The sequence below is a fragment of the Methanococcus aeolicus Nankai-3 genome (genome assembly GCF_000017185.1).
In the GTDB taxonomy this organism is placed as follows: Archaea; AGJL01; Methanococci; order Methanococcales; family Methanococcaceae; genus Methanofervidicoccus; species Methanofervidicoccus aeolicus.
Genome location: NC_009635.1, coordinates 1,318,950 through 1,339,884, shown reverse-complemented (window position 1 = coordinate 1,339,884; position 20,935 = coordinate 1,318,950). Strand labels below are relative to the sequence as shown.

Here is a 20,935-nt window from a genome sequence, read left to right as displayed (position 1 = left end):
AAAAATATAGGATAATTATTTGGTGATAATATGGAACGAACATTCATTGCTACTTTGACGGGCATTGTATCTGTTAAAGAGGGGTTAGATAGTGATATGGCTGATTATATTGTAGTTAGGTCAAAACTTGACAACAGATTATTAAAAGACGATGATACTGTTGCAATTTTTAATATATCTGGAACTACAAGTTATCAGGCATTTTTTATTGATAAAGATACTACCATAGAACAAATTAAATCAAAATTAGAGGAATTAAACTCTTTAATGAACCACGATTCCGAGGAAATGTTAAAAGAATATATAAAGAATATGAAATGATAATAGGATAATAGACAATATTATAATATGTAATATTTAACATATAATATCAATAATTAGTGATAACAATGAAAGATGCAAAAGGAATTGATAAACAATGGGTAGTTTTGTCGGAATTAGCTTCAAAATTAATAAAGGAGGGGAAGCCAGTTTCAAATGATGCAATTTCTAAAATCAGAATTGCTAAAAATATTATTCATTTTTATTTAATGGATGAACATGCAAATTTTGAATCCTTGCGAGATGCTGAGAAAGAGCTATCCCAAGTTCAAATGATGCTTTTTGGATTATGTGATATCGATACAGCGAAAGAGTATTTGGATAAAATGGGTAAAGCTTGTAGAAATGAGTTAGACATAGAATTTCCCCTGGATAAAAGCACATTTAATGTAGAAATTAAAAGAAGAAAGGGGGCCGAAACCATTAGGGTCAAGTTAAATAGGGAGCTCCACAGTGAAATATTGGGGGAATTGAGTGAATGGTATGGTATTATTTTTGAAAATAGTAAGGAAGACGCCGATAAAATCATAATTGAAGGAAAAAAAGAATTAATTACCAAGGCACTAAAAGATTTTTCAATTATATGGAGTGTATAATGGGGATTACATAGGGAGCTCCTTAAATTATAAATCATATTATTTAATTTTAAATATAAATTATTTTTATAATTATTTTAAATTTACAAAATAGCAATTTAATATTAAAATCTATTTTTAGAATAAAAAACCCTAAAAAATAATAAAAAAGAAAATATATATTTTATTTATTTTTCAACCACATTATAACAATTTGTTTATTGGATGGGTATCTACTGGAACTGTTCCCATATCTTTTGCTGTTTCTGCAATAACCATATCGGTCATAGCAACTGCTGGGAATGCTAATTCTGCATTGTCAATAGGTCCGTATAAAACAAAGTCTCCGGAACCCATTGTTTGAACAATATTAGCTCCAATATCACAAACATGATGAACATCTTTTGCTAATTGGGTTTGTCCTGCTTCTCTTAATCCTTTTCTGAAATCTCTTAACCAGTCCCATGCTGATGGGATGTTGTGGATACCACTACCTACTGGAAGACCTAATTTTGCTTTAACAGCGAATGATGCCCTTACAGACTGACCTGCACCACTTCCTAATGGAGTACATGCAACATCAATTAATGGGTATTTAATTCCCGCTTTTTCAGCTAAATCAAGCATACCTGTATCTGTTGTTTTTCCACCATCTAACAACACATTTAATTTACCTTCAACTGATGGGTCCATTGGGTCGAAACACAACACAATGGAAGCTTCTATATCACTTTCTACCAAGTTTTGGAATTCTGCCTCATCTATTGAAACATTGATAGAGTTGTAAATACATTGATTTGCATATCCTGCTTCGGTTGCCCTTGTAGCGGCTGCCATTCTAGCTTCTCCTGATGTGGAGTCCAATAACATTGGACCATCCCATACTTCAGCTACGAAGTCGATATATTTTGTTAATGCCTCTGGGTTTCCACCAAATACCTGAACTAATGCAGGGTTTCCTGTGGTGTCTTCCATTTCAGCTTGTTTGTTTATTAATGCTTCTGCTGCGGATTTATCGAAAATCCCTTTTATTTCATCTTCTACAATTTTGTGTCTTGCATAAAATATTGTTCCAGATAGACCTGTTGGGTATTCTCCCGGCTGACCGCCGAATTTTCTACCTGCGATTTCAATAACCATCTGTTCTTTATCAAATTTGAACATCAATTACCACCTTATAATATATATCCTTATTTTTTTATAGGAATTTACTAAATATTGGCAATAATTTTCCAACTACCATTACAAATACTAATCCTATTGCAAACCCATATACTATACCAACATCTCTTCCCGCTTTTTTACCCAATGTTTGGATAATTTCGGCATTGGTATTTTCTACGGTTTGTTCAATACCATCTAATTTTTCCTGCAATTCTTTGTATTCCTTTGATGGAACTATAACAGTTGGTATTTCTGACATTCAACCACCTACAATACTAATTTTAATAGAACTGGAATTCCTACCAACACCACGGCCAATATAGAACCATAAATTGCTCCTTCAATGGATTTTAACTGAGTTCCAGAAGACAGACCAACTTCTCTTGTAATCAAACTTACTTTGTAGTCAAGAGTGTCCATGAATTTTTTTGTATATTCTAAATCTGGCTCAACTGATGAAGGAATTCCCTCGATAGCAAATCCTTCGCCACCGTCTCCATCTCCAGCTTCTCCACCGCCACCTTCTAAATCCAATATCATTGGATCTTCTTCGAAAGCACCAGGGTCTTTTGAAATACAGTCTTTAATAACACTGCTTATTTTACCTGTATCTTCAACATCAATCAAATCTACAATTTCCACAAGTTGATTTTGGAATCTACTGATAGCATCTTGTCCAGCATTTTCCAAAAATGGAATAGCTCCTTTTGCTCCAATAATTCCTCCATCATCTCCAATTCCATTTTCATACAATGCTTTAAAGCACTGTCCTGTAATATGTCCTTGAACTTCGGAACCAGTAACCAACATAAACCTAATGTTTGGATTTGATATATAATTAGCTACAACTTTTTCAATCCCTAAATTTTCTGTGTGGCATGGTCCTGAAATAGCAGCACCTGCTTCAATAGCTGCTTCATCTAAACCATGGGAACCCAATGTTACAACTGCTACACAGCTTTCTGGGTTTCCTACAACATATTCGCCACTTACTATTGGCCATCCTGATGCAGGAGCTTTTTTATCTGCCATATATTAGCACCTCCAAATTATTCATATCTGCAATATATATCTATAACAAGGAGAATATTAACAAAGATAGGAACAACCCTATTGCAATTCCTTGTATTTTTCCATTATAATATCCTGAATTGAATTTTGCTATTAATGCTGCATCATTTATTTTTTCAGATATCATTCTCATTCTTGCTTCCAATAATACTGTTTCTGGCGCAGCTGGTTTTATTGATGTAGATTCATCAGCTCCAGCTTCTCCACCGCCGCCTTCTAAATCCAATATCATTGGATCTTCTTCGAAAGCACCAGGGTCTTTTGAAATACAGTCTTTAATAGCACTGCTTATTTTACCTGTATCTTCAACATCAATCAAATCTACAATTTCCACAAGTTGATTTTGGAATCTACTGATAGCATCTTGTCCAGCATTTTCCAAAAATGGAATAGCTCCTTTTGCTCCAATAATTCCTCCATCATCTCCAATTCCATTTTCATACAATGCTTTAAAGCACTGTCCTGTAATATGTCCTTGAACTTCGGAACCAGTAACCAACATAAACCTAATGTTTGGATTTGATATATAATTAGCTACAACTTTTTCAATCCCTAAATTTTCTGTGTGGCATGGTCCTGAAATAGCAGCACCTGCTTCAATAGCTGCTTCATCTAAACCATGGGAACCCAATGTTACAACTGCTACACAGCTTTCTGGGTTTCCTACAACATATTCGCCACTTACTATTGGCCATCCTGATGCAGGAGCTTTTTTATCTGCCATATATTAGCACCTCCAAATTATAACCCTATTAATTTAGGATATAAACCTATTACAAGTATTAATCCCAATGTTAATATTGATAAAGATATCCAGAAACCAAAGAATGCACTTTGGAATAGACCTCCAACACTGTATATATTGTCCCTTCCATCGTATGCTTTTAATGGAGCACTTCTTGGGTCAAGCGAATTTTCAAATGCTTTGGATAATGTTTCTAATTTATTTATTTCCTCTTTAATTGGATTTAAATCAACTACAAGAATATCTTTCCTCATTTCGGCAACTATTCCTGTATCGACATCCATCACAATTCCAATTTCTGGGCATATTTTAACTAATTCCATAATACCACCTTAATCTTCCTTCTTAGGCAATTCTGGCGTATATAATACATCGCATGCATCGTTTAATGATTGTTTTACAAATGAAACATAAACTAATGCCCAAAGTATTAATGACACAATTGAAGAAATAACATCTAACTTAGCTACTGCAAACATAAACCATGTTATCAATCCACAAGCTAATGCCAATTTTAATGTTCTTCCATGGTCTTCGTTTGGACCCAAACATGCGTTAAATGGATGTAATATTGCCATACCTGCTGCAATAAATGCCAATCCAATAATTCCAGTTTTAACTGCACCTGCCATAAATACATCAGGGGTAAAACCACCTGCAAATGCTATACAAAATCCTGAAACAGATAATGCACCCATTAATGACAAGTAAGTCATACTTTGAACCATAATAGGAACTTTCATTCCAATTGGATTTACTGTTAATTTTCCTACAACTACACCTAATATTAATGCCACTATTGATATTAATATTGGTATAGCATAAATTATTTCATTAGGAAATGCGAACTGTGATATCAATACTGAGGGAATTAATATTCCTGCCAATGTTGCAATTGTCCCCATACCTAATGCAGCCATACCAATGGAGGGAACTCCTGTTCCTAATCCATAAGCTGCTACTTTTCTTGTAGTATTTGCACCTGCCACAGTAGCCGCAACTGCTAAAAGTCCGCCCACCAACATAGACAATTGTCCATATCCAAATTGCGTAGCAAAATGTGCAATATACATACCAATGATTGCGAGAACTGAACCAGCTAATAAAACCTGACCTTCAGGATATCTTTCTGCTGCGTGTCCTCCACCACCATGACTCATAATTACACCTCTATTTAGTTAATTGACAAAGTTTTCTCCCAAATGGATGAAAAGATTATATTATATTCACTTTTAATTTATACAATTAATTTATAGCATATATAGGGGTATGTTTCCGCCAATCCAACTACTATTATTGTATTTGAATTTAATATCTAATCCAATAATATTAAATTCCTAATGACATTCCTGAAATAATAACTCCACATAACAATGAAGCTACAAATGAAGCTACGATTCCGAAGTGTATTTTCTTGAATTTTGGGTCGTGGAATCCTTCTGTTGTTCCCCCGATATTATATGATGCAAGAACAGCATTCAAGAAGAAAAACCCAACTGCAATAACTCCTGAAACTTCTGAGGAGAATCCCAATAATTTAAATGCAATATAAGCAAGACCTCCACCAATACCTCCAAGTGCTGCTCCGATTAAACCACTTATAAAACATACTGTTGGAATTGCATGTCCTGTTGTTCCCGGAGTAATGTAGGATTTTTGATAATCTCCTGTAAAGGGGTCTTTATCTACTTTATCTGCTGCTGGAACTACTCCAATACCATATACATAAATCATTTGCCCAATTAACATAGTTAATCCAAGCATAATCATAGAACCCACTGCTCCTGATGCCATAATAAGAGCTAAATGGAGTGGATTTGTTAAACTAATACCTGATTGAGCTGCCAATGCTGCAGCAGCCATTAAACCAGTGAACCCAGCACCTGCTGCCAACTGTGTAGTTCCTGTACCTACTCCTGTTGAAGTAGCCATAGCCGCAGGAGCTCCACCCACTGGAACAAAATGAACACTAGCATTAATAATGGCACCCGCAATTGTGATTTCTGCAAGAGGGATTGCCAAACTTACAATGTCAATATTTACCATAATACATCACCAAATATTTTTTACCTATCTGTATATGGTCCAAATTTATTTCTAGCATATACTTCGATTTTTCTGTTGAGTAATAATGTAGTAATAACCACAATAAGACCAACCACAATAGCAATAGCCGCCTTTGTTATTAAATCTCCGCCTATTATATTTCCAAGTATTGACCTCCATCCATCAAGGAATATGATAAGACCAAACGCAAGACCTGTTAAAGGACCACCCAATTTTGAACAGAAATATGAAGAATCTAAACCATTTCTAATACCAGTTTCTGCCATAATGTCTATATCTCCTTGGTTGGCAACAGGTATTCCACCGCCAAATGCGTATTTTTGATATTCTCTTTCAGCACCATAATGAACATCCCCTGTTGAGGAACCAATAGCACCTACGGTAATACCAAATATTAATGCAACCAATGGTAATGGGAATGGATTTCCTAATGCATTAACTGCCAAATATGCGGCAAAAAGCATACAAAATACGGCAATAAAACCATGACCTACAATAGGGCCTAAATGGCCCATCATTACATCCATATATACTGGCTGTCCAAAGTTCTTTGATTGTCCTACAATCCTACCTAAAAATGCACTTACTGAGTAAGCACCGTGAACTAATGCAGCAACTGCTGAACCTACTATAATTGCAAGAATAGGGTTTAAATTCATACCCATCAATGCCCATGCAGTAGCACCAGCCGCAGCAACATATAATCCATAGGATACAGGTTCCCCAGAGATAGCTTTGTTAAAGTATCTGTGGATATTCCCCATTTGAGGACCTAATTGAACCTGGGAGTTAGGGTTTGACTGAGAACCTACATCAGATTCCAAATCTTCTGCACATCCTGCCACAGTAGCAGCGGCTCCTGATAATGCAAGAGCTCCGAGAGCTAACAATGTTGGGTCCATGTGATTCACCTCATAAATTAAATTAATATCTAAATAAATATGTCATTGATTAATAATATATATTATTTTCGATTTGATTTCATCAAAAGGCGGTTAATTATTGTTTATTTCTAATAAATATTTCTTTAATTAAACAAAATCCAGAACAAAAAAATAAATAGATATATTTAAAAAAGGGAACAATAAAAGGGAGCTCCCTTTATGTTCTATGTAATATATGCCCAAATTATATTATTTTGCGGGTAAGATTGGGTCTCTTTCTCCTGCTACTTCGAACTCTCTGAGAGCTCCTCTTGCACAACATTTTCTTGGTCGTGCGAAGTCAAATATTAATGATGGGTCAGCAAATGCAACTTTAATTAATGGATTCATAGCAAAAGCATCTCCTCTTGCAGAGTGTGCTGCTTGGGTGATACCTGCATATTCTCCTTGGTGACCAACATTCATTGCATAGTTTGGATAGTTTGGACCTCTTAATTCCAATGGTGAGGATTCGTCATTTCTAATAGATAATGAGTTTGAAGCTCCACACTGGTCTTGTAAGTCGTATCCGTAGAATCCTAACCTACTGTGGTATTCTTTATGCATTATTTGGCTCAAATACCATCCATTAACTCCTGCATTTGAGTTTCCTGTTGCCATACATACTGAAACACCAGCCGCTGCTGCTGCAACTGCTGCTCTTTGGGAACCTCCAAAGTGGTCTTCCAATAATGTTGGGTATTCATCATATTGTTCAAGTGAATAAAGTGTAACTTCTGTTGCAATATCTTCTACAACATCCATTGTAGCTTTTGTTCCACATCTACCGAATTTTTTCTCTACATAGTCTAATCCATAGTAGCAGAAATCATCTAAGATGTCATCAGTGTATGCTGCTGTTGCATATTGGGTAAATCCTACACCACCAGACATGTATGCACCTAACCAGATTTGGTCATATAACATAGCTCCGGTAGCAACTACCTCTAATGATTGCTCAACTGGGTCATCACTGATTCTTGTTGTTTGAACAACATCACACAAAATACCAAATGGAATTCCCCCTGGCTCATTTGCTCCTCTTGACCTTCTTGCTGGAAGTGCTGTACCCATTCCGATAACATCAGCGTGTTTTGCTGCGTATGAGAAATCAGCAATAGCAGCTTCCCCAGCACAAAGTTTGTATGCTGTAATGAAGGACATTCCTATCTGCATAGCAGACCATCTTGCAATGGTTCCCCCATCACATACTCTACCAACTAATGTAGGAACTCTTGATATTTGGTATGTTTTTTTACCGATAGCAGCTTTTAATTCTTCTGCTTGTTCTTCTGGGAACAATTTGTTAATATCAACTAAAACTCTTTTATCGAGTTCGTCAGCTAACTCATCGTCTCCTGTGAAGATTTTAGCATATGAATCCCATGCTAATGCAGGGTCTACTTCCACCATGTGTTCTTGAACAACAGCACCACCAGGTAAAGCGTGGTTTATTGTTTCCATATATTCGTTGATGGTTTCAGGAGTAACTTCTACACCTAGCCTTTTCTCCAATACCATGTGTCCAGTATCCATACCAACAATAACTGTTCTTCTAATGTCATCGTGCAATTGTTGAATAGCAGCATTGTTCATAAAGTGTAAATCATCACCTTCAACATAGTCGTCGGTACCTGATAATTTATAGGACATCATTTTTCTTTGTCCGAGCGGAACACCGATATCTGGGTTGTACCCCGGCATTCCTCCCCTTTTATCAGCGATATCCTTTGCTGCTTCAACAAATTCTGTTTTTCTTTTGGATTGTTTCCATCCGCCGTAGGTGTAGAATTTTGTATATTTTTCCTTTGGGTCTTCATCAAACTTTTCTTTCAATGCTTTTAAGAATAATTTCTTTTCAGCTTCCATAAAATTCACCTCAAAAGGTAAGTAGAGGTAGGTTAAGTAATATATTCAATATTTGCTGTATCGTATTTCACTTACAATCCTTCGAAGATTTTTTCAGTAGGCATGTATCCTCCCAAAGTTCTAGCTCTGTGGATTCTTTTAACTACTGTTACTATTTCTTCGTCGTCTCTCATTGCAATACTATCTTTTCTATATATTGTTGTTATTTCCTTTAATTTTTCGGTGGATAATGGTTCCCCGAAATCAACAGGTTCATCCAATGGTCTTCCAACTTGGTCTTTTACATATAAAACATGACCAGTTTTTTCATCAAATACATATCTTTGGAGAGCATCGAACATTAACCCATTTTCATCCAATCTTAATGAGTGTCCATGTACTGTTGCTCCTCTCATACCACATGTTGCAGGGTCAAAGAATGCTGTATCTATACAGAAGTTTTTGGACATCTCTTCAAGGTTGCTTTCTCTCATTTCGATAACTTGTCTTCCTGAGAGTGTTCCTGTATCTACTCCCCTAAATCTCCACATGTAAGTTCTAGCCCTATCGTATGGTTGAGCAGGTGCGTTATACATTGAATCTGCAAACTGAATATACCTAATTCTGTGTCCTTCCTTAGCACCAGACATAGGTTCAACTATATCTCTTACAAAATCTTCAGGCATGTCCATTTCTTCCAATGGAGGATGAACTGTTTTGTAGTCCTCTCCTGGCTGTCTGTGTCCCATAACTTTAACTATTTCATCATCAGGGATTTCTCTTAATTTTTCCAATTGAACATCTGGATTCATGTGGTCTCTTCTGTTCTGTGCTACTGTTGTTGAACCAGGACAAAATTGAGGCGTGTATGCCATAGAATCACCTTTTAATTTAATTTAAATGGTTCTTAATTTTTTCAATAGTTTCGTCAATTTTAAGTTGGGTAGCAGATTCTCCCCTTACTACCCCCGTAATAATATCCACAATGGTGCCTTCAGTATCGGGATTAACAGGCATAACATTTTTAGTTTTAACACCAATCTTTGCAAAATCCTCCATATCTATGGGAGTTTGGCATACGATAATTGTAGGTATTTTAACATACCTAAGAAATAGTCTTGCCTTATAGATTATGTGGCTTTTTACATTACCTAAATGAACTATGCAAAGTTTATGTCGATTTACCTGTTTTGCCTCCTCTGGTTTTAATCCAAAGGTTGAACCTAAACTACCTTTGGGAGTATCATGCGGAAGTCCAGAGCCCGCATTTAATACAAGCACACTGGTTTGAATTCCAGCTTCTCTTATTCCATAGGTAATTTCACAGACTGGTTTTGTGATATGTCTTCTCCCAGGAGACATTGCCACAACAACAACATCATTTTTAAGGCCCTCTGCAAAAGTTCCTCTCTGGGCCAATCCTCCGCCTTCACCTAATCCTCTTACTGCCCTGCAATCGACTATCTGTTCTTTTCTACCAACTGGCATAAAATCACTATCCTCTTAATTTTGCTCACATTCGGCATTTTCATTTTTTGGAATCATTTTAACAGAGGATGCGAATTTACTTCTTGGATCTGTAAGGCCGATCATTTTTCTATCCATACTATTTACCAGTTTTTCACCGTATTTCATATAATCTGTTGTGGTCGGGGAATCCCTGGTAAATTTACCAACATTTAAGTTGTAACCGTATGGAAATAATGACTTACAAATTTCCTCGATTTTATTTAATTCATTATCATTCTCCAACAATATCCAAAATCTACCTGCCATTACAGTGAGCTCCACAGGCACACCATTAACAAGAACTTCTTTTCTTTCAGGGTGATTTACAGGAGTGCCTCTTGCAGGACCATAATATACGGTTTTAGGTAATGGCTGACCATGGACAATAACTCGTTCCACGGTTTCAATAGAATATATGTCATTTAAGAACTTTTCAGTGGTGTCTGCCTTTAAAAATCTGTGGGGAAAGACTTCAATTTCAATCATAATATTACCTACCAATAAGTTAAATACCGGGAATAAAAGATATATGAGCAATTGATAATTTAAATTTTATCCTTTATCTCAATAGCTCCTTCAATTACATGTTTTAATGGTTCTCTGAATTCTGGAATATCACTGTATACTGCACCAACTAATGCTGATGTTTTCTCAGGTGAGAACATCTGAGTTCCTGCATCTACACATAATGCTGCTGTTACAGGCGGTATAGCAAATCCTTTTGAGTGTCTTGTTACTACGTGGTTTCCTGTAAAGATACCAGGTCCTCCACCACCATAAATTGAGTGTGAGAAGAAACTGAATCCTACTGCTGTACCTTCGGATCTACCGTAGTCAGTTCCAGGTAATCCTGTTTCGTATTCCAAGATATCATTGTAATATAAGATTGTTGAAGCAACATTTTGAGCTGCTCTTGCTGCACCACAATTTACAATGGATGCTGCAACTAAACCTGCTGCTGCATAAGCATTCCACTTAGCAACATCTACTGGTTTATACATTGTGAATCCTGAATTCATTGTTTTATCTTCTGCAATTACTTTGTCTTCAAGAGCTCTTTCTACAACGGAAGCTACAACAGTTCCTACTGTTCCACTTGCGTTAGCTTTCACTAAATCTATTACAATGTTATCTGCATTTAATCCTTGGTATCCGAGACCCAATAAGTGCATTCTTTCGAATGAACCAATTGCGTCTCCCATTTCAAACATTGCTGTTTGTTCCATAATTGAGGAAAATGCAACTGCATTCATGAGGTTTTTCTTTGTTGTAGCAACATAGTGATTTACCATGATGTTTCTTAAAGCATAACCTAATCCTTCCATATTTGATGGAGCTCCTAAGAGTGAAGCAATATTTCCACCCATATAATCCATAACTTGTGGGTATCTTCCTACAATTGCTGCATGCACTGTGGAACCATCAAACATGTCAACATCAAATGTATCAATAATAGCTTCTTTCAATGCCATACCTGTGCTTAACATAGATACTGAATATTCAGCAGCTATATCCAATCTTTTAGATGGAACTTGCACAACAGCTTGTTTTCCGCCGTTTATTGTTCTAATGTTTGTATCGTCGTCTTCAGATATTTTTAATATCTTTTCAACTTTATCCATTATTGCTTCTGCTTCGTCTACAATTGGTAAGTCAAGTGTTCTACCTGGAACTCTACAAGCTTTACCTCCAATTGTTCCTGCTTTCAATGTAGCTTCAATTCCTGCCAAATTAACAGCTACTGTTCTTTTTATGCTCTTTACCATATCTTTTACAACTGGGTTGTATAAGGGGCTAATAGCCTCTAATGGTACATTTTCTTCTGCAAGATTTCCTTTTGCATCATATAAGTTTATTTTGTCTTCATACTTTACCATAGGAACCACTCCTACTAAATTTGATATATGCACGATAACCTATATTTTTATATATATATTATATTTTCCATTGAAGAGAAATCAAAACATATTTATATTATAAGACAAATAGCTGTAAGGATTACCCTAATAAGAATACAACAATGTAATTTTCTTAAATATAGTAATCTTCATACCTGTCCCTTATTTGTCCCATCATAAAAATCGCTTTGCGATTTTGAGATGGTTTAGTGAAAAAGACCGAAGATTGACTATAAATTATAAATAGATATAACATATATTTTATTCGGGAGCTCCTTGCAATACGATATTATCCCACATAATTTTAATTTTTTTGAACTCCCCCTCACCTATCAAAAAAGGAGATAATCATGGAAAATAACTTTAATTTTAATCAATTTAGTAATATGAATAATATAGATAATATGAGCAATTTTGATTTTGGATTTAGCGAAGACAACCTTGGAAAAAAATTACCCCAAAATAAAAACTACGATAAGTCTTTATTGGTGGATTTAAAAGGTGAACCTGGGAAAAATTGCGGAGGATTTTGTAAATTTTGCTATTTTAGAAAGGTAAATAATTCCAACCCTGTTCCATTGGGTTGTAAAAATTGCACATTTCAAATAGGTTGTGATTATTGCACCAATTCAATAAGAGAGATAAATGGAGACTTTATCCCGCTTCCGTTTGCCATTCAGCAAATACAAAATGCCCTATTTTTTGAAGAATACCATAAAATAAATATAACCAGTGGTGGAGATGTTAGTTTTTATCCTCAATTGGCGGAGCTCTGCGACTACATAAAACAGCTTAATTTAAAAATTCACCTGGGATATACATCTGGAAAAGGTTTTAAATCGGTTGAAACCGTAAAACAACTAATAAATTGTGGAGTAGATGAAACCACATTTTCAGTATTTTCCACAAACCCCAAAATAAGAGAAGAATGGCTAAATGACCCCAATGCAGAAAATTCTCTAAATTGTTTAAAATATCTTTGTAAATATTGCGAAGTTCATTGTGCCATAATTTTAGTGCCCAATGTAAATGATGGCGAGGAATTAAAAAAAACCATTAATGATTTAATAGAATGGGGAGCCCATGCCGTAATATTGATGAGATTTGCGAATAGAACCAAACATGGATTAATACTTGAAAATGAACCATTAATTGAAGGAGAGGAATTTGAGCCCCATGATATCGAGGCATTTAAAAACATAGTAAAAGAAACCTATGAGGAATTTGGAGACAAAATAAGAATTACAGGAACACCATTATATGACCCATTAACAAATGCACCATTTGCAATAGCCTATGAAGAAGATTTATTAATAAAATTAAGAGAAAAAATAAAATCAGAAGCCACCATAATTACAGGAAATATATCCTATATATATTTAAATAAAATATTCAAAGATACCCCAATAAATATTGTAAAAGTAAATAAAGATATTTCTGATTTGATAACTTCAAAAGATCTTGAAACCGTAAATTTAGATAACCTAACAGATACGGTATTTATACCACCAATGGCATTTGTTCATGATAGGGCAGCAGAGGAAATATTAAACAGAGATGGAAAAGGTAGAATAGTATTAAGGGGAGTAGATAAATTGACAGTTGATGGAGAAGTTAGCGGAACAATGACAAAAGAAGAAGTTTTAAATTTTGAATTAGATGCTTTTAATGAATTAATTGAAAAAATAAATTTCTTCGGAGCTCCATGTAAAAAATAAAAAAAATATAATTAATAAATATACATACATAAATATATATTATTATAAAAAAATGCCGAGGGGGGGACTCGAACCCCCGGCCTCTCGGTTTCCCAGGACCCAAGGGGATTAAACCCCTTAGGAATATCCGTATGAGCCGAGCGCTATAACCAGCCTAAGCCACCTCGGCAATTCCAATTGAACGACCATACAATATTGCATGGAGCTCCTAAATATAACTTATTATTTTCAAGGCATCTTTAACTATTACGATCTAATATAAATACTTTTCTACGAAAAGTTTATATATGATTATATAAAACTACCCTATGCGATTTTTATTTAAATGCGGGGGTTGCCAAGCCTGGCCAAAGGCGCTAGGTTGAGGGCCTAGTCTCATAGGAGTTCGAGGGTTCGAATCCCTTCCCCCGCATATTTTCAAATGAAATGAGAAAATCAGGTTAAATCAAGATTTTGCTACTGCCTGTGGGCCTCGTATAAATTTTCAAAGGAAAATTTCGAGGTTTTTTTATAACCCCTAATATTTATTAATTTATATATATTGTATTAATATAAATTATATATATTATCATTTTATAATATTTTTTACACAATATTTTTAAAAGAGAGATGTTTATGAAAAAAATAATTATATGTATTAGTGGGGCAAGTGGTATAATTTATGCCAAACGACTTTTAGAAGTTTTAAAAAATTACGAAAATATTGAATCAAATCTCATAATATCAAAATCAGCCCAGGAAATAATAAAATATGAATTAAAAACCTCGATGGAAGAATTTATAAATTTATCCGATAATTACTATGATAACAATGATTTTTTTACGCCAGTGGCCTCTGGCTCCAATAAATTTGATGCCGTCTTAGTAATCCCCTGCTCAATGAAAACCCTTTCAGCCATAGCAAATGGTTATAGTCACAATTTAATAGGGCGAGTATGCGATATAGCCCTAAAAGAACAGAGAAAATTAATAATAATGCCAAGAGAAATGCCATTTAGCACAATCCACCTTGAAAATATGTTAAAATTATCAAAATATGGGGCCCTAATTATGCCGCCAATCCCTGCATATTATAATGACCCAAAAAGCATTGAGGATATTGTAGATTTTATAGTGGGAAGGGTGTTGGATAATTTAGATATTGAAAATAACCTATTCAACAGATGGAAAGAATAAATATAATTATAAATTGGTTATTATATAAATTAGTATATATTATTTTATTTACTATTATTTTATTATATATTCATATTTATTAAATTTATATTAAATATTTATAATTTGGTGGAATTATGCTTGACAAATTAGGTAGCAATATTAATAATGCACTTAGTAAAATAAAAAATGCCACATTTGTAGATAAAAAACTTGTAAAAGAAGTAATTAAAGACATACAAAAGGCACTTATTCAGGCTGATGTAAATGTTAAACTTGTATTTGCCATGAGTAAAGAAATTGAAAGAAAGGCGATATATGAATCCGCTCCAAAAGGACTTTCAAAAAAAGACCACATAATTAAAATTGTATATGATGAGCTCGTAAAATTACTTGGTGAAGAGGGGCAAAAATTAGAGCTTGACCCAAAAAATAAAAATATAATATTGTTGGTAGGTATTCAAGGTAGTGGTAAAACTACAAGTGCGGCAAAGTTGGCAAGAACTCTCCAAAAAAGGGGATTTAAACCAGCTTTAATTGCTGCGGATGTATATCGACCTGCGGCATATCAGCAATTAAAACAATTATCTGAAAAAATCCACATTCCACTGCATGGTGACCCTACAAAAACCAAAACTCCTATGGAAATAACAGAAGAAGGGTTAAAACAATTTAAAAAAAATGATGTAATTATAATTGATACAGCTGGAAGGCATAAAGAGGAATCGGGATTATTAGAAGAAATGAAAGAAATGAAAGAAAAATTTAATCCTGAAGAAATAATATTGGTAATAGATGGAACACTTGGTCAACAGGCCAAAAATCAGGCAAAAGCCTTTAAAGACGCCGTTGAAAACATTGGTAGTATTCTCATTACAAAAATGGACGGTTCTGCAAAAGGAGGGGGTGCCCTAAGTGCTGTGGCTGAAATCGGAGCTCCCATAAAATTCATAGGAACTGGGGAAAAAGTTGATGATTTAGAACCATTTGACCCAAAGAAATTTATTTCAAGATTGCTTGGAATGGGAGATTTAGATTCCCTACTGGAAAAAACGGAAGATATAATTGATGACGATACAGAGGAAAGCCTTGATGCTATGATGAGAGGCAAATTTACATTAAATGAGCTATATTCTCAATTAGAGGCAATATCTAAAATGGGCTCAATGAAGCAATTGATGGCCATGATACCGGGAATGGGCACAAATCTTCCAAAAGGTGCTGCGGATATTACAGAGCATAAATTAAAAAAATATAAAATCATAATGGATTCAATGACTTCAACAGAAAAAGAGAATCCCGACATAATAAAAACATCAAGAATGAAAAGAATAGCAAAAGGGGCAGGAGTTAAACAGGAAGAAATAAAAGAGCTATTGAAATATTATAGCACTACTAAAAATGCCTTCCAAAATATGAAAAGTGGGAAAATGCTTAAAATGGGAGGTCCAATGGGCAAAATAATGAGACAATTAATGTATAAAGAATAAAATAATCACCACATAATAGATTATATCGCAGATATTATTATTCAATTACTATTTTTTATATTTTAATATAATGGGGGACATTATGAAAATATTAATTATTTGTAAATCCGTACACCATGGAAACACTAAAAAAATAGCAGATGCCATGGCAGAGGTTTTAAATGCAGAGGTTATTGCACCTGAAAATGTAAGTTCCGAAGATATCAAAAAATATGATTTGGTGGGATTTGGCTCTGGAATATATATTGGGAAACATCATAAAAAGCTATTAAAACTTGCGGATAATCTTCCAAATGGAGAAAATAAAACAGTATTTGTATTTTCCACAAGCGATAACTGGAAGCAAAATTACCATAAGCCATTAATGGATAAACTAAATTCCAGAGGATATAAAACAGTAGGAGAATTCAACTGTAAAGGGTTTGATGACTGGTTTATATTTAAATTAATTGGTGGTAGAAATAAAGGACATCCAAATAAAAAAGATATTGAAAATGCAAAAAAATTTGCTGAAAATATAAAGAATATAGAAAATATATAGAAAATAATATTTAATTTTTTTTAATTATTTTATCTTTATTCATTTTTTATAGTCAATCTTCGGTCTTTTTCATAAATATGCTACGATTAAAAGCTAAAATCTTATCATATTATAATAAATTAGGAAATTCATTAATAATTTCTCAAAACTCCGAAGGAGTTTTTACGACCTCAAAATTCCAGAGGAATTTTTACGATAGGACAAATAAGGGACAGTTATTGAACTTACTATAATCCTGTTATTCTTATTCCAGAACCTTTTAATTTATATTTTATATTTAATCCTATTAATAACGGAGTAATTTGTTCAATATATCTTGACAATTCTAATTTACCGCAATCTATTCCTCTAACTCCATCTATTTCTTGTGCCAAATCAACTACTATTTTATTTGAATTAACATCATTTCCACAAACTAATATATCGCATTCCACACAATCCCCTATACACCCCAATTCTTTGGAGCACACATTATGAAATGCACTAACTACTTTTGAATTCTTTAAATAATCCTGCACCATTTCGGCAACAGAGCCTTGTGGCGGTAAAACAATTCTTGTAGGTTTGTCCCCAATTGCTGTTGCCAATGGAACACCTATTGAAACCACAATTTTACCTGCCAATTCCTCTTTAATCTCTTTTATTGTAGACATCGTATATTCATAAGGCAATGATAAAATAATTAAATCTCCTTCTTTTGAAGCCTCTTTATTATCCATTCCAACTATGTTATTATATTTTATATTATGGTCATCTAATATTTTCTTCAATTCAACTACGGCAGAATCTGCCTTTTCTTTTTTTCTCGAACCTATTATTATATCGTGATTTTTTGCAAATCTCAAAGCCAATCCAAATCCTTGGTCTCCTGTTCCTCCCAATATTGCTATTTTCATAATATCACCTTTGTTATTTTTATTATTTTGTTAGTTTCATTTTTTTATAATATTCTATTTTATTAACTTATTTATAATCTCCCTACTTTGCACGGCATCCCTTAAACTTTTAGATTCAAAAGATAAATAACCATCATAATTTATCTCTTTTAGTCCATTTATAACTTTTGTAAAATCAATATTTCCTTCACCAATCAATAAATGTTCATCGTCTTTTTCGTTATTGTCGTGGCAGTGAACATGAACTATACCTTTTCCTATGCTGTTTAATTCTTTTATATATTTGTGGGGAGCTCCACATGCTGTATTTGCATGACCCATATCAAAAGTAATCCCCAGATATTTTGAATCAATATCTTTTATTACTTCTTTCATACTATCGGGCGTTATTCCCAATATACCGTGATAATTGGGCATATTTTCAAAACCAAGCATAACGGCATGAGTTTCTGCTATTTCTACAATTGAATTTAATGTTAAATAATTGTTATCAATAATATTATTCTCATAATTTGACCATAACGGCGGAATATATCCGGGGTGGATTGTAACCACTTTGGCATGGAGCTCCGAAGCCCCTTTAATGGCTTCCCCAATACTATCAATTGTCAATTTTCTAACTTTTTCATTCATTGAGGCAGGATTTAAATCAGAAAATGGAGCATGAACCACAATATCTACCCCCCAATGCTCCTTTAACTCATTTAAATATTCCACATTTTCGGGTGTTAATGTATGACTGCCCTCACATACAATCTCCCAGCAATCAAATTTTGCCTCTGCAATTTTTTCAATTGCCGATTGCAATGATTCAGGCAAAAAAACAATAGAAGATACACTATATTTCATTTTTACACCATTTTATTACATATTAATTATTTAATTAATTCATAATTAATAGTTATTTTTTCAATTTTCATATTTTTCCTTAAATATATTAAGTATTTTTGCATTTTCAGGCACTACATACTTTGGAGTGGCGATTTTATTATTTAATTTATTTGATGTAATGTCTTCAAATAATTCATAAACAGTTTTATATTTTCTCTCCACGAAGGCGCAAACATTGCAACCATCAATAAAACATTTATCATACTTTTCTGCAAATTGATATGCCCTATTTCCATAATATACGGGCGGTCCAACTTTAACATGCACATTTGGCAACATATAAACAGTAAATTCCCACGAAAGATAACAATAATTTTCATCAGCATAATTGCCATATCTAATATATTTAAAATCATGCTCCTTTAATATTACATTTATACTATTTTGTAGTTTTTCCATCTGCGGATATATAACATCTTCCACAATATTCTTTGGGCGATTTATTACTAGTGTGAGGAGCTCCCCCATATCCCTATTATTAATATTCTTTGCAACTTTTGCATCATAATCATAAAAATAATCTTTTGAAGGATTTTTTAAAAATAAATTAGAATAATATAAAAATTTACAGAAGTTTTCATTTCCCAATGCCGCAGCCACATTTCTATTTATGTCTGTTGGGTCATACACAATTAAAGGTTGGTTTGGAATATCTATAAATTCATAATCGTCTTTTAAATTATATAGTTTATAAATGTCAGGCAATATTATTTTTTGTCCCAACTTCCAATATTGAGATTCTTTTAATAGATTTATAAATCCACCATAATATATAATCAATAATTCACACAAATAGCCAGAAAAACCTTTTGTTTTTAAATCAGAACCATATACTCCAATACCTTTTAAGAATTTTTTTAATAATTTAATATCCTGTATTAATTCTATATTATATTTTGTTTTCAATTTATTAATTAAAAATTCATTATGAAGCGGAGTTCTATCTACTGCGGATATTATCTTATCTCCCCACTCCAATTTATAGCAAGGCACTATATCAATGTCATATTTATCGACTTTTGCGGATAAATATGGATGTTCGGCATATTCTACCCAACATTTACCCCCTAATTTTTGTATTACGGTTTTACCGCATTCCAATACAATATTTTTTAATAGTTCTTTATCTGTTCCTTTTTCAAATCTAACAAATATATCAATATCATAGTCATTTTTTAAATGTGTATTTCGTGCTGTGGAACCTACTTGGATAATATCGATAACAGGAGGTATGAAATTCCGTTTTTTTAATTGACCAAATAGCTCATTTATGAGTTTTTTAGAAAACCCATTTAATTCTTGCCCATCTTTGTAATCAATTATATCTTGCAATACTTCATTTAATACGGTATTTAATTTATTGTCATTATAATTGTTGTTTATAACATTGTCTAATTTTCTAATATTGCTCATTGTCTCACGGTGTATGTTAAAAATATATGGGTTGTTGTTTGGGGCTCCTTGTAATATTATATATTATATGCGGAGCTCCCAATTAATACATACTAAAAATAAAAATAAAAAAATAAAACAAACCACTATTTAAAATATTTTAAATTATTTTTTAACTTCATTTTTGCATTTTTGCATTTTTTGATATTTTTCAATATGTTTTTTCATAACTTCTGACTTGGGACTTATATATTTAAATGCATTTTCAACAAGTTTAAAAGATAAGTTTTTTGAAAATTCGTCTTCATTTGAAAGATACTCGGCAATACATGCAGATAGTAAAAAAATAGCGGCTCTTTGTTCGGTTTTTAATTTGTGTATATGATGCGGTCTAACATCTAAATCTTCATAAATTTTAATATATTTGCATGTATAGTCTTCTGGCATCAGTTCCCTATGAACATGGACAAAAAATTGATGGAGCTCCATAAGTTGTTCTTTGTGCATTTTATCACGGACATTTATATGTAATATTATAATATATGGTATATGGTAATATATTTATAAATATTTTTCTGTTATTCAATATTTACTATAATATTCAAAAAATACGATTATCTAAGTGTGTAAAACTCACCGGGAGCGTTAAAATTAGAAAATATATAAATAATATATATGTAAATAAATATATAAATAAGTATATAAATAAATAGATAAAATAGGTGAAGTTA

The 20,935-nt window shown here is 33.3% G+C and carries 23 protein-coding genes and 2 tRNA genes; 7 read left to right on the top strand and 18 right to left on the bottom strand.

The genetic code is table 11. The features are described from left to right. Nucleotides 1-30 precede the first annotated feature (30 nt). Both MAEO_RS06515 and MAEO_RS06510 read left to right on the top strand, forming a co-directional pair. Nucleotides 31-321, top strand: coding sequence for a DUF749 domain-containing protein (locus MAEO_RS06515; RefSeq protein ID WP_011973986.1), 291 nt, complete (start codon nt 31-33; stop codon nt 319-321). A gap of 68 nt (nt 322-389) precedes the next feature. After that, nucleotides 390-917: a DUF2096 domain-containing protein gene (locus tag MAEO_RS06510; protein WP_011973985.1), complete on the top strand. Its 528-nt coding sequence runs from the start codon at nt 390-392 to the stop codon at nt 915-917. 183 nt (nt 918-1,100) lie between these two features. On the opposite strand, the gene mtrH is transcribed toward MAEO_RS06510, so the two are convergent. From mtrH to mcrB, 13 genes are all read right to left on the bottom strand, one after another. Further along, on the bottom strand, nt 1,101-2,060 hold the full coding sequence (gene mtrH, locus MAEO_RS06505) for a tetrahydromethanopterin S-methyltransferase subunit H (RefSeq protein ID WP_011973984.1): 960 nt from the start codon (nt 2,058-2,060) through the stop codon (nt 1,101-1,103). Between the two features lie 34 nt (nt 2,061-2,094). Continuing rightward, nucleotides 2,095-2,319 carry a tetrahydromethanopterin S-methyltransferase subunit MtrG gene (mtrG, locus tag MAEO_RS06500; RefSeq protein ID WP_011973983.1) on the bottom strand — a complete coding sequence of 75 codons (225 nt, stop codon included), beginning with the start codon at nt 2,317-2,319 and terminating at the stop codon, nt 2,095-2,097. Nucleotides 2,320-2,327: 8 nt separating this feature from the next. After that, nucleotides 2,328-3,092: a tetrahydromethanopterin S-methyltransferase subunit A gene (gene mtrA / locus MAEO_RS06495; RefSeq protein ID WP_011973982.1), complete on the bottom strand. Its 765-nt coding sequence runs from the start codon at nt 3,090-3,092 to the stop codon at nt 2,328-2,330. A gap of 40 nt (nt 3,093-3,132) precedes the next feature. Further along, on the bottom strand, nt 3,133-3,855 hold the full coding sequence (gene mtrA / locus MAEO_RS06490) for a tetrahydromethanopterin S-methyltransferase subunit A (protein WP_011973981.1): 723 nt from the start codon (nt 3,853-3,855) through the stop codon (nt 3,133-3,135). Nucleotides 3,856-3,872: 17 nt separating this feature from the next. After that, nucleotides 3,873-4,199 carry a tetrahydromethanopterin S-methyltransferase subunit B gene (locus MAEO_RS06485; RefSeq protein ID WP_011973980.1) on the bottom strand — a complete coding sequence of 109 codons (327 nt, stop codon included), beginning with the start codon at nt 4,197-4,199 and terminating at the stop codon, nt 3,873-3,875. A gap of 9 nt (nt 4,200-4,208) precedes the next feature. Beyond that, nucleotides 4,209-5,036 carry a tetrahydromethanopterin S-methyltransferase subunit MtrC gene (mtrC, locus tag MAEO_RS06480; protein ID WP_011973979.1) on the bottom strand — a complete coding sequence of 276 codons (828 nt, stop codon included), beginning with the start codon at nt 5,034-5,036 and terminating at the stop codon, nt 4,209-4,211. A gap of 169 nt (nt 5,037-5,205) precedes the next feature. Next, nucleotides 5,206-5,922, bottom strand: a complete 717-nt coding sequence (mtrD, locus tag MAEO_RS06475; RefSeq protein WP_011973978.1) for a tetrahydromethanopterin S-methyltransferase subunit D — start codon at nt 5,920-5,922, stop codon at nt 5,206-5,208. A gap of 20 nt (nt 5,923-5,942) precedes the next feature. Continuing rightward, complete coding sequence (gene mtrE, locus MAEO_RS06470) at nt 5,943-6,845, bottom strand: tetrahydromethanopterin S-methyltransferase subunit E (RefSeq protein ID WP_011973977.1); 903 nt, start codon at nt 6,843-6,845, stop codon at nt 5,943-5,945. A 231-nt stretch (nt 6,846-7,076) separates the two neighbouring features. Then, nucleotides 7,077-8,735 (bottom strand): coenzyme-B sulfoethylthiotransferase subunit alpha, encoded by a 1,659-nt coding sequence (gene mcrA / locus MAEO_RS06465; RefSeq protein ID WP_011973976.1) that lies wholly within the window; start codon nt 8,733-8,735, stop codon nt 7,077-7,079. A 71-nt stretch (nt 8,736-8,806) separates the two neighbouring features. After that, the gene (gene mcrG, locus MAEO_RS06460) at nt 8,807-9,589 is read right to left on the bottom strand and encodes a coenzyme-B sulfoethylthiotransferase subunit gamma (RefSeq protein WP_011973975.1); all 783 of its coding nucleotides are present in this window, start codon (nt 9,587-9,589) and stop codon (nt 8,807-8,809) included. Nucleotides 9,590-9,605: 16 nt separating this feature from the next. Further along, nucleotides 9,606-10,202, bottom strand: a complete 597-nt coding sequence (gene mcrC / locus MAEO_RS06455; RefSeq protein ID WP_011973974.1) for a methyl-coenzyme M reductase I operon protein C — start codon at nt 10,200-10,202, stop codon at nt 9,606-9,608. Nucleotides 10,203-10,217: 15 nt separating this feature from the next. Beyond that, nucleotides 10,218-10,709, bottom strand: coding sequence for a methyl-coenzyme M reductase operon protein D (gene mcrD / locus MAEO_RS06450; RefSeq protein ID WP_011973973.1), 492 nt, complete (start codon nt 10,707-10,709; stop codon nt 10,218-10,220). Nucleotides 10,710-10,768: 59 nt separating this feature from the next. After that, nucleotides 10,769-12,100, bottom strand: a complete 1,332-nt coding sequence (mcrB, locus tag MAEO_RS06445) for a coenzyme-B sulfoethylthiotransferase subunit beta (RefSeq protein WP_011973972.1) — start codon at nt 12,098-12,100, stop codon at nt 10,769-10,771. Between the two features lie 407 nt (nt 12,101-12,507). Here mcrB and mmp10 point away from each other — a divergent pair, with 407 nt between their 5' ends. Beyond that, a complete protein-coding gene (mmp10, locus tag MAEO_RS06440; protein ID WP_083756731.1) occupies nt 12,508-13,839 on the top strand; it encodes a methyl coenzyme M reductase-arginine methyltransferase Mmp10 in 1,332 nt (443 codons plus the stop codon). 53 nt (nt 13,840-13,892) lie between these two features. Here the strand turns inward: mmp10 and MAEO_RS06435 are convergent. Beyond that, nucleotides 13,893-14,008 (bottom strand) — tRNA-Met (locus tag MAEO_RS06435). Nucleotides 14,009-14,166: 158 nt separating this feature from the next. On the opposite strand from MAEO_RS06435, the gene MAEO_RS06430 reads away from it, so the two are divergent. The 4 genes from MAEO_RS06430 (at nt 14,167) to MAEO_RS06415 (ending at nt 17,025) form a co-directional block, all read left to right on the top strand. Next, nucleotides 14,167-14,251: transfer RNA gene (locus MAEO_RS06430), tRNA-Leu, on the top strand. Nucleotides 14,252-14,454: 203 nt separating this feature from the next. After that, on the top strand, nt 14,455-15,015 hold the full coding sequence (locus tag MAEO_RS06425) for a UbiX family flavin prenyltransferase (RefSeq protein WP_048062397.1): 561 nt from the start codon (nt 14,455-14,457) through the stop codon (nt 15,013-15,015). Between the two features lie 116 nt (nt 15,016-15,131). Further along, the gene (locus MAEO_RS06420; protein ID WP_011973968.1) at nt 15,132-16,484 is read left to right on the top strand and encodes a signal recognition particle protein Srp54; all 1,353 of its coding nucleotides are present in this window, start codon (nt 15,132-15,134) and stop codon (nt 16,482-16,484) included. 82 nt (nt 16,485-16,566) lie between these two features. Then, complete coding sequence (locus MAEO_RS06415; RefSeq protein ID WP_011973967.1) at nt 16,567-17,025, top strand: flavodoxin family protein; 459 nt, start codon at nt 16,567-16,569, stop codon at nt 17,023-17,025. A gap of 227 nt (nt 17,026-17,252) precedes the next feature. Here the strand turns inward: MAEO_RS06415 and npdG are convergent, their stop codons facing one another. The 4 genes from npdG to MAEO_RS06395 all read right to left on the bottom strand — a co-directional run bounded on the left by npdG (nt 17,253) and on the right by MAEO_RS06395 (nt 20,711). Continuing rightward, on the bottom strand, nt 17,253-17,921 hold the full coding sequence (gene npdG, locus MAEO_RS06410) for an NADPH-dependent F420 reductase (RefSeq protein ID WP_011973966.1): 669 nt from the start codon (nt 17,919-17,921) through the stop codon (nt 17,253-17,255). A 54-nt stretch (nt 17,922-17,975) separates the two neighbouring features. Further along, nucleotides 17,976-18,770 (bottom strand): sugar phosphate isomerase/epimerase family protein, encoded by a 795-nt coding sequence (locus MAEO_RS06405; protein WP_011973965.1) that lies wholly within the window; start codon nt 18,768-18,770, stop codon nt 17,976-17,978. 60 nt (nt 18,771-18,830) lie between these two features. Next, on the bottom strand, nt 18,831-20,225 hold the full coding sequence (cca, locus tag MAEO_RS06400; RefSeq protein WP_011973964.1) for a CCA tRNA nucleotidyltransferase: 1,395 nt from the start codon (nt 20,223-20,225) through the stop codon (nt 18,831-18,833). 144 nt (nt 20,226-20,369) lie between these two features. Further along, entirely contained in the window at nt 20,370-20,711 is a 342-nt protein-coding gene (locus tag MAEO_RS06395; RefSeq protein WP_011973963.1) for a UPF0058 family protein, read from the bottom strand. Nucleotides 20,712-20,935: the final 224 nt, after the last annotated feature.

Bases quoted from the DNA above. Each gene is read 5' to 3' on its own strand.
- MAEO_RS06405 (WP_011973965.1), bottom strand. From the start codon at position 18,770: ATGAAATATAGTGTATCTTCTATTGTTTTTTTGCCTGAATCATTGCAA.
- mtrD (WP_011973978.1), bottom strand. From the start codon at position 5,922: ATGGTAAATATTGACATTGTAAGTTTGGCAATCCCTCTTGCAGAAATC.
- MAEO_RS06515 (WP_011973986.1), top strand. From the start codon at position 31: ATGGAACGAACATTCATTGCTACTTTGACGGGCATTGTATCTGTTAAA.
- cca (WP_011973964.1), bottom strand. From the start codon at position 20,225: ATGAGCAATATTAGAAAATTAGACAATGTTATAAACAACAATTATAAT.
- npdG (WP_011973966.1), bottom strand. From the start codon at position 17,921: ATGAAAATAGCAATATTGGGAGGAACAGGAGACCAAGGATTTGGATTG.
- mtrA (WP_011973981.1), bottom strand. From the start codon at position 3,855: ATGGCAGATAAAAAAGCTCCTGCATCAGGATGGCCAATAGTAAGTGGC.
- MAEO_RS06415 (WP_011973967.1), top strand. From the start codon at position 16,567: ATGAAAATATTAATTATTTGTAAATCCGTACACCATGGAAACACTAAA.
- mcrD (WP_011973973.1), bottom strand. From the start codon at position 10,709: ATGATTGAAATTGAAGTCTTTCCCCACAGATTTTTAAAGGCAGACACC.
- mtrE (WP_011973977.1), bottom strand. From the start codon at position 6,845: ATGGACCCAACATTGTTAGCTCTCGGAGCTCTTGCATTATCAGGAGCC.
- MAEO_RS06485 (WP_011973980.1), bottom strand. From the start codon at position 4,199: ATGGAATTAGTTAAAATATGCCCAGAAATTGGAATTGTGATGGATGTC.
- mtrH (WP_011973984.1), bottom strand. From the start codon at position 2,060: ATGTTCAAATTTGATAAAGAACAGATGGTTATTGAAATCGCAGGTAGA.
- mcrB (WP_011973972.1), bottom strand. From the start codon at position 12,100: ATGGTAAAGTATGAAGACAAAATAAACTTATATGATGCAAAAGGAAAT.
- MAEO_RS06510 (WP_011973985.1), top strand. From the start codon at position 390: ATGAAAGATGCAAAAGGAATTGATAAACAATGGGTAGTTTTGTCGGAA.
- mcrG (WP_011973975.1), bottom strand. From the start codon at position 9,589: ATGGCATACACGCCTCAATTTTGTCCTGGTTCAACAACAGTAGCACAG.
- MAEO_RS06420 (WP_011973968.1), top strand. From the start codon at position 15,132: ATGCTTGACAAATTAGGTAGCAATATTAATAATGCACTTAGTAAAATA.
- MAEO_RS06395 (WP_011973963.1), bottom strand. From the start codon at position 20,711: ATGCACAAAGAACAACTTATGGAGCTCCATCAATTTTTTGTCCATGTT.
- mtrC (WP_011973979.1), bottom strand. From the start codon at position 5,036: ATGAGTCATGGTGGTGGAGGACACGCAGCAGAAAGATATCCTGAAGGT.
- MAEO_RS06425 (WP_048062397.1), top strand. From the start codon at position 14,455: ATGAAAAAAATAATTATATGTATTAGTGGGGCAAGTGGTATAATTTAT.
- mmp10 (WP_083756731.1), top strand. From the start codon at position 12,508: ATGAATAATATAGATAATATGAGCAATTTTGATTTTGGATTTAGCGAA.
- mcrC (WP_011973974.1), bottom strand. From the start codon at position 10,202: ATGCCAGTTGGTAGAAAAGAACAGATAGTCGATTGCAGGGCAGTAAGA.
- mtrA (WP_011973982.1), bottom strand. From the start codon at position 3,092: ATGGCAGATAAAAAAGCTCCTGCATCAGGATGGCCAATAGTAAGTGGC.
- mcrA (WP_011973976.1), bottom strand. From the start codon at position 8,735: ATGGAAGCTGAAAAGAAATTATTCTTAAAAGCATTGAAAGAAAAGTTT.
- mtrG (WP_011973983.1), bottom strand. From the start codon at position 2,319: ATGTCAGAAATACCAACTGTTATAGTTCCATCAAAGGAATACAAAGAA.